The organism is Okeania sp. SIO2F4, assembly GCF_010672385.1.
GTDB lineage: Bacteria > Cyanobacteriota > Cyanobacteriia > Cyanobacteriales > Microcoleaceae > Trichodesmium.
Map to the genome: position 1 here is coordinate 1 of NZ_JAAHGT010000557.1, position 6,378 is coordinate 6,378.

Annotated in this window: 5 protein-coding genes; 2 read left to right on the forward strand and 3 right to left on the reverse strand. The window is 34.1% G+C overall.

All coding sequences use genetic code 11. From position 1 onward, the window contains the following. Nucleotides 1–467: 467 nt before the first annotated feature. Nucleotides 468–1,235 (reverse strand): 3-oxoacyl-[acyl-carrier-protein] reductase, encoded by a 768-nt coding sequence (gene fabG / locus F6K22_RS27390; protein ID WP_293105362.1) that lies wholly within the window; start codon nucleotides 1,233–1,235, stop codon nucleotides 468–470. 210 nt (nucleotides 1,236–1,445) lie between these two features. Here fabG and trxA point away from each other — a divergent pair, with 210 nt between their 5' ends. Beyond that, nucleotides 1,446–1,766: a thioredoxin gene (trxA, locus tag F6K22_RS27395; RefSeq protein ID WP_293105364.1), complete on the forward strand. Its 321-nt coding sequence runs from the start codon at nucleotides 1,446–1,448 to the stop codon at nucleotides 1,764–1,766. 229 nt (nucleotides 1,767–1,995) lie between these two features. Continuing rightward, a complete protein-coding gene (locus tag F6K22_RS27400; RefSeq protein WP_293105366.1) occupies nucleotides 1,996–3,429 on the forward strand; it encodes a proton extrusion protein PcxA in 1,434 nt (477 codons plus the stop codon). Between the two features lie 516 nt (nucleotides 3,430–3,945). Here the strand turns inward: F6K22_RS27400 and F6K22_RS27405 are convergent. Both F6K22_RS27405 and hpsU read right to left on the reverse strand, forming a co-directional pair. Further along, a complete protein-coding gene (locus F6K22_RS27405) occupies nucleotides 3,946–4,932 on the reverse strand; it encodes an NAD-dependent epimerase/dehydratase family protein (protein WP_293105368.1) in 987 nt (328 codons plus the stop codon). Nucleotides 4,933–5,263: 331 nt separating this feature from the next. After that, entirely contained in the window at nucleotides 5,264–5,839 is a 576-nt protein-coding gene (gene hpsU, locus F6K22_RS27410) for a hormogonium polysaccharide biosynthesis acetyltransferase HpsU (RefSeq protein WP_293105370.1), read from the reverse strand. Nucleotides 5,840–6,378: the final 539 nt, after the last annotated feature.

A 6,378-nucleotide genomic window follows, 5' to 3' on the forward strand; every position in this document is an offset into this window, starting at 1 on the left:
TTCCCAAAAGTATTGCTGTACTTAGGTCGGACTTCAGTTATTAAGTAATCAACACAATATCAATCACTTTTTTCCTAAAAATAACCCAGTTAATGTTTATTATTCTTATGTTTATTTCTCCCCACACGGACCACACTTCCCTACCCGATCGGGTATAGCATTCTTTTTGAGAAATGGTATTAGATGTATCAGTGGAGTACAAAAATTATCAAATTTTCTGACTTTTGCCTTTTGACTTTTAACTTTTGATTTTAATTAGTGTTTGCTGATTAAATTTCAAAGCACTAACAAATAAAGGTAAGTGCTTTTTTGGAGCAAAAAAAGTGCAAATCTTTAAGCTTGAGTAACCAAAAAGTTAGGATGAAAGGCAGACAAGCACAGAAAAATCACTCTGACAATTATTCCCCTACTTTTTCTGTCTTCCCACACTCTGCTTTTTTCAGCAAACCCTAATTATCAATTATCCATTAAGCCATCACCATTCCCCCATCCACATTAAACACTTGACCTGTAATATAATTTGCCGCAGCATCAGCAGCTAAAAACCTAATCATACCTGCTACTTCTTCTGGAGTACCATAACGACCTAAAGGAATAAACTTAACAATTTCCTCATAATTTTTCAGGTCTTTCGTCATATCAGTAGCGATAAACCCTGGGGCAACTGCATTTGCTGTAATGCCTCTATTAGCCAGTTCCTTTGCTACAGTTTTAGTAAAACCAATTACTCCTGCTTTTGCTGCACTATAATTAGCTTGACCAGGATTACCCATTTGCCCAGTCACCGAAGCAACATTAATAATACGCCCAATCTTTTGTTTGAGCATAATTTTACTCACAGCACGAGTACAAAGAAACACCCCAGTCAAATTTAGGTCTATTACTGACTGCCAGTCATCAGGTTTCATCCGCAATAGTAGAGTATCGCGGGTAATACCAGCATTGTTAACCAGGATATCGATGCGACTCCACTTTTCCATAACTTCTTTGACCAGGGTATCCACTTCCTCAGCTTTAGAAACATCTGCTTGTAGCGCCATTCCACTGCCACCCGCAGCAACTATTTCTGCCACTACTTCCACAGCAGCACCACTTGATTTAGCATAGTTTACAACTACATTTGCCCCTTCCATTGCTAATGCTAAAGCTGCCGCCCGGCCAATTCCTCTAGATGCACCTGTAATTATTGCTACTTGTCCTTTCAAACGTTGTAGTGTTTCGGGTAATGCTTCCATAATTAAATCCTTTTTTCTGAAATTAAACTAACTTATCTTAGGGGATTATGGTTTGTTGCGTTAAGCTAATATAGCTGAAGTCAGAAGTCATAACTCAGAAGTCATAAGGCGCTAAGTTAGAAGTTAAATTGTTACTGTGACTATACTTGAGAATTTCTGTGCCAGTAATAGCGACTGCTATAATACCCATAACCCAATAAATTTTTGCTTATGACAGTTAAAAAGAAGTTCAATAGTTTTGATGAATTACTTGCTGGTTCAGATTTGCCTGTTTTAGTCGATTTTTATGCTACTTGGTGTGGCCCTTGTAAAATGATGACCCCTATTCTGGAACAGGTGAATGAACAGATGAAAGATAAACTACGAATAGTTAAAATTGATACTGACAAATATCCCCACTTAGCTTCAAAGTATAACATTCATGCTTTGCCGACTTTAGTTTTGTTTAAAAATGGTCAGCCAGCAGACAAGATAGAAGGAGTGATAGAAGGAGCGCAGTTAGTTCAACGCTTGGGGAGTTTAATTAATTAAATTTTATTGAAGAAATAGAGATAATTTGATTTAGATGATTAGAATATTTATTGCTGACATTAAAAGAAAAAATCTGCTCAGATTCCAGCTAAGTTAATCAAAGTGTAAAGATATTATTTTTAAGTGGGTATTGCTTTTGATTAAAGCTATATAAATGTTCATTATAGATTAGATTGTCAGTATATTATATATGGCAATCTAATTGAATTTATTTAGAATATTAAGAAAGATGGCTATTTATCCCTGGAAGCAATTTAAACTGTCTATGCTGAATGCTAACCAGTGGTTCCGAGAAACTCCTGAAAGAGCTTTGGATATAGCTTATGATGCTGCTCTCAAAATAAAGGCTATTGAAGAGGAACATTTTGCCGGGCAAAAGATTTCTACTGAATCGGTTAATTATAGTAATAGTGCTAAATGTTATTTGAATTCGGAACTGAAGCGATATTTAAAAATTATTCAAACTAGATTAGCTGAATTTAATACAAGTGTTTCAGTGGTAGGTCTTCTTGAGCAAAAAAAGCTTGACAGGCAAGGGGATAAGTTTAATCAAAATTATCAGCAAGAATTTCAGGATCGACCATCGATAATTTTAGAAAAACTAGAGTTTATCGATCTAGTAACTACTCGGTATCGTCAATCTTCAAAGCCTCAACTGCAAAAATCAAATGTTATTGTAGAAGTTCCTAATACTTCATCCTCTGTAGCTATAGTATCTAGTCAAGATAATATCAATAATTATCCCAATAATATATTGTCTAATTTTTCTCAAAATCAAAATAATTTAGAAGAACTGAAAAAGGATACTCCTGAAATAAGCTTCTTACCACGTTCGCTCTTAAATACTTTTAAAAAAATTAAAAAAGAGTTAGATCCTGAAGCAGAAGATGAGGTAATTAAAAAGTTCAGAAAATCTAAAGTCAAGACTATTACTTCGATTAGATTTGTCTTGCTGTTGATTTTAGTTCCTTTACTTATGCACCAGTTATCAAAAATAACTATTGTGGGTTATTTGGTTGATAATTTTATCCCACTGCCTCATAAACAAGAAGAAATTTTTCTCAACCCTAATATGGAAGAGGAAGCTTTGATGGAGTTGCATCAATATGAGGAAAAACTTCATTTTAAAATGTATTTAGGTAAGGCTCCAGAATTATTTCCAGAATTATCTGAATCTGGAAAAGATTTTTTTGAAATACCTAAGTCGGAAAGGGAAGAATTAATTGAACACAAGGTAGAAGAAAGAGCTCAAGAAATAGCTTGGGAATATGAAGTTAAAGGCAATAATGCGATTAAAAATATTTTTTGTGACCTAATATCTTTTTTTACTTTTGTCGCGATTATTTCTATGAATAAAAGAGATGTTGAGGTTTTAAAATCTTTTATGGATGATGTTATATATGGTCTTAGTGATAGTGCTAAGGCGTTTATAATTATTTTGTTAACAGATATGTTTGTAGGGTTCCACTCGCCTCATGGTTGGGAAGTAATTTTGGAAAATATTACTAGACATTTTGGATTACCGGAAAGCAGAGACTTTAACTTCTTATTTATTGCTACTTTTCCAGTGATTTTAGATGCGGTTCTTAAGTATTGGATATTCCGTTACTTAAACCGCAGTTCTCCTTCTGCAGTAGCAACTTATAAGAATATGAATGAGTAATACCAGATGTGAAAAAAGAATATTATAAATGTTACAGGTAAGGAAAAAGGCGTTTAGTTGTCTGGGAGAGATTTCATTAATGGATAATGGATAATTGATAATGTATAATTGATAATTACCTCTGGTTAAAACCGAGAGGATTGAATATAAGGAATATTGTCTTTGTTTTCCCCTATCCAAGGGGAGGCTTCAAGGCGCGAATTATTTAATTATTAATTATTAATTATTAATTTTTCGGTAATATCATGTCTGGTTGAATACTTATAAATAATGATCGAGGAGTCAGGAGTCAGGAGTCAGGAGTCAGCAGGGAAGAAGAAGGAAGAAGAAGGAAGAAGAAGGAAAAAATTAGAAAAATCCTAAATGTTATTTCTCTATCACATAAACAAGTTTGCATAACAACTAAGTAGTTAAAATCAATATTTTCTATTTGTAGCAAACATTTATCACGCCTAGTATAATATCAATTAATAATATTCATATTAATTGATACTAAAATACATTGAGCTATTAATCTTAGCTCAGTTTATAGAGCTTAAGCACTTCATCAGGAGTGTTTTTAATCCACTCAACCATTTGCTTAACTCCCTCTTCAATATTCACTTGATGTTGATATTGTATTATTTCCTTAGCTCGGTCATAAGTACCCCAGCTTTTAGTCAATTCACCAGGTCTTAATGGGAGTATTTTGGTTTTCGGTTTAATTCCAGTTACATTCTCAATAATACTTAGCAACTCAGCAAAATTTGTTCCTTTGCCACTACAAATATTATAAAAGAATGCTCCTTGTTTTTCAGATTGCGCAGCTAATACATAAGCTCTGGCAATGTCACTTACACTAACATAATCTCTGACTTGATTTGCAGGTTCACCAAAAATAGAAATTTCTTGATTTTTTAACACATAAAGTGTGTATAGAAGCACCTCATCAAGTGTTACCGGACTTTCCCAGGGACCATAAATGTTAAACTTCCTCAAACAATGTGCTGTATATCCATAAGTTCTTGCACCTGACAACACCTCTATTTCCCCTTGAAACTTCGTTTTTGCGTAGGGAGATGCTGGTTCTGGGTATATACTTTCTGTTATTGGCAGTTTGTCTTCCGTTACTGCACCATACACTGCTGCTGAGGAAGCATAAAGTATTTTTGGAACACTAGCTGCTACACAAGCATTAACAACATTTTTTGTACCTAGCGTATTGAGACTAAAATCATCATTCATGTACCTAACACTCCAGGGAGTATCAATATTTGCTGCTAGATGAATTACTAAATCAGCCCCTCTTAAAGCTCTTGGCCAATCTCCTCCCAAATCCCGAATATCATTTTCGATTAGTTCAACTAATTCTAATTCTTTTTTGTTTCTGAGTCCGGTACGCATATTGTCAATCACGACAATATTATCGGCTATTGGCTGAAACTGAACAATTATTTCTCTACCAACAAAACCAGCTCCTCCGACAATAACTACTTTTGAAAATCTTTTTTTGAGACCTACCACTTATCCTCCTTGGTCAGTTATTTCCTGAACAAAAAAACAATATAGACAGGACTTACGCACAGACACTATATATAGAGTTTAAAAACTATAACGTTATAGATATGTAGTGCTTAAAACTTAAAAATGCGTAAGTCCCGATAGAATTAAAACATAATCTTCTCTAGTGAGTCAATTTAGATTTTATTAACATTAATCTCTATTCCCTCTTTTCTGTTGCCTACTTCCCCAGAATTTTCTACCTCATCAAGTTGTCAACTACTATAATTTTCCAGGGATAGGGTTGACTACTCACCATAACTTTAGTCTGGAGAGCAGTCAATTATTTGATGTCTCATATCTTAATATGTCTTGGATAACGAGGTTGACAAGGGGTTCCTAAACAAACTTTACCAGGAGGCATATCTTTAAATACACTACTCCTAGCGCCAATAACTGTATTAGCACCAATATTAACACCAGGACCAACAAAACAATCTGCAGCTACCCAAGCACCATCTCCAATAGTAATACTTGCGGTCTGTAAACCAAATGCAGGGTCTTCTATATTATGACTACCAGTGCAAAGGTAACTTTTTTGAGAAATAACGCAATGTTTACCTATTTCGATACTCTCAAGACTGTATAAAACCACGTCGTCTCCTATCCAACTATAATCGGCGATCGCTATTTTCCAAGGATAGGTAAATCTGGCAGTGGGGCGAATTAAAACTCCTTGACCAATTTTGGCTCCAAAGAGATTTAATATTAGTCGTCTCACACCATATAAAGGTTGAGGAGTTAAGGGAAAGGTAATTGCTTGTACAAACCACCATAGTAGTACAAACCAACCTGGTTTACCTCGGTCATACCAAGATTGATTGTATTTGCGAAGATCGACCCAAGATTCTGTTTGTTGGTTATTTGTCATTGGGAGTTAAATTTTTTTAGGCTTGACTCTTAATTTAGGAAATTTTATAGTATTGAGATGTTTAAATTGGGAAAATACTATTTTTTTTACTCTTACCGTAAAATTGATAAAAACATCCCACTATATCTTTATAAGTATCTTACTACAGAATAGTTAATTTGAAAAGGTTTATTCAATTTATTTTGACTGTGGAATAGATTAATGAATTGAGTCAGAAAAATAGTAAAAATCTAGAATAGTTTCATCTCTTTTTGTCATTATTTTTCTGGTTTCTATCAGAGGAACAATAACTTTTGCCGACTCATCCGTTGTGGGATAAGTAAATAGTTACTTGGGAAAATTGAGAAAATTTTGGCAAATTTTCCGACTTGGTTTAACTGTCTGACTATTGGAGGGGAAAGCTGGAAATAATTTCATCTATTTTTGTGATGACTTTTCTAGTTTCTCTCAAAGCAACAATAATTTTTGTAGAGTCATCGATTGTGGAATAGGCAAATAGTTATTTGGGAAAAGTTGAGATAATTTTGGCAAATTTCTGA

What these genes read in the sequence shown, in the direction of transcription:
- fabG (WP_293105362.1), bottom strand. Translation starts at nt 1,235, where the DNA reads ATGGAAGCATTACCCGAAACACTACAACGTTTGAAAGGACAAGTAGCA.
- hpsU (WP_293105370.1), bottom strand. Translation starts at nt 5,839, where the DNA reads ATGACAAATAACCAACAAACAGAATCTTGGGTCGATCTTCGCAAATAC.
- F6K22_RS27400 (WP_293105366.1), top strand. Translation starts at nt 1,996, where the DNA reads ATGGCTATTTATCCCTGGAAGCAATTTAAACTGTCTATGCTGAATGCT.
- trxA (WP_293105364.1), top strand. Translation starts at nt 1,446, where the DNA reads ATGACAGTTAAAAAGAAGTTCAATAGTTTTGATGAATTACTTGCTGGT.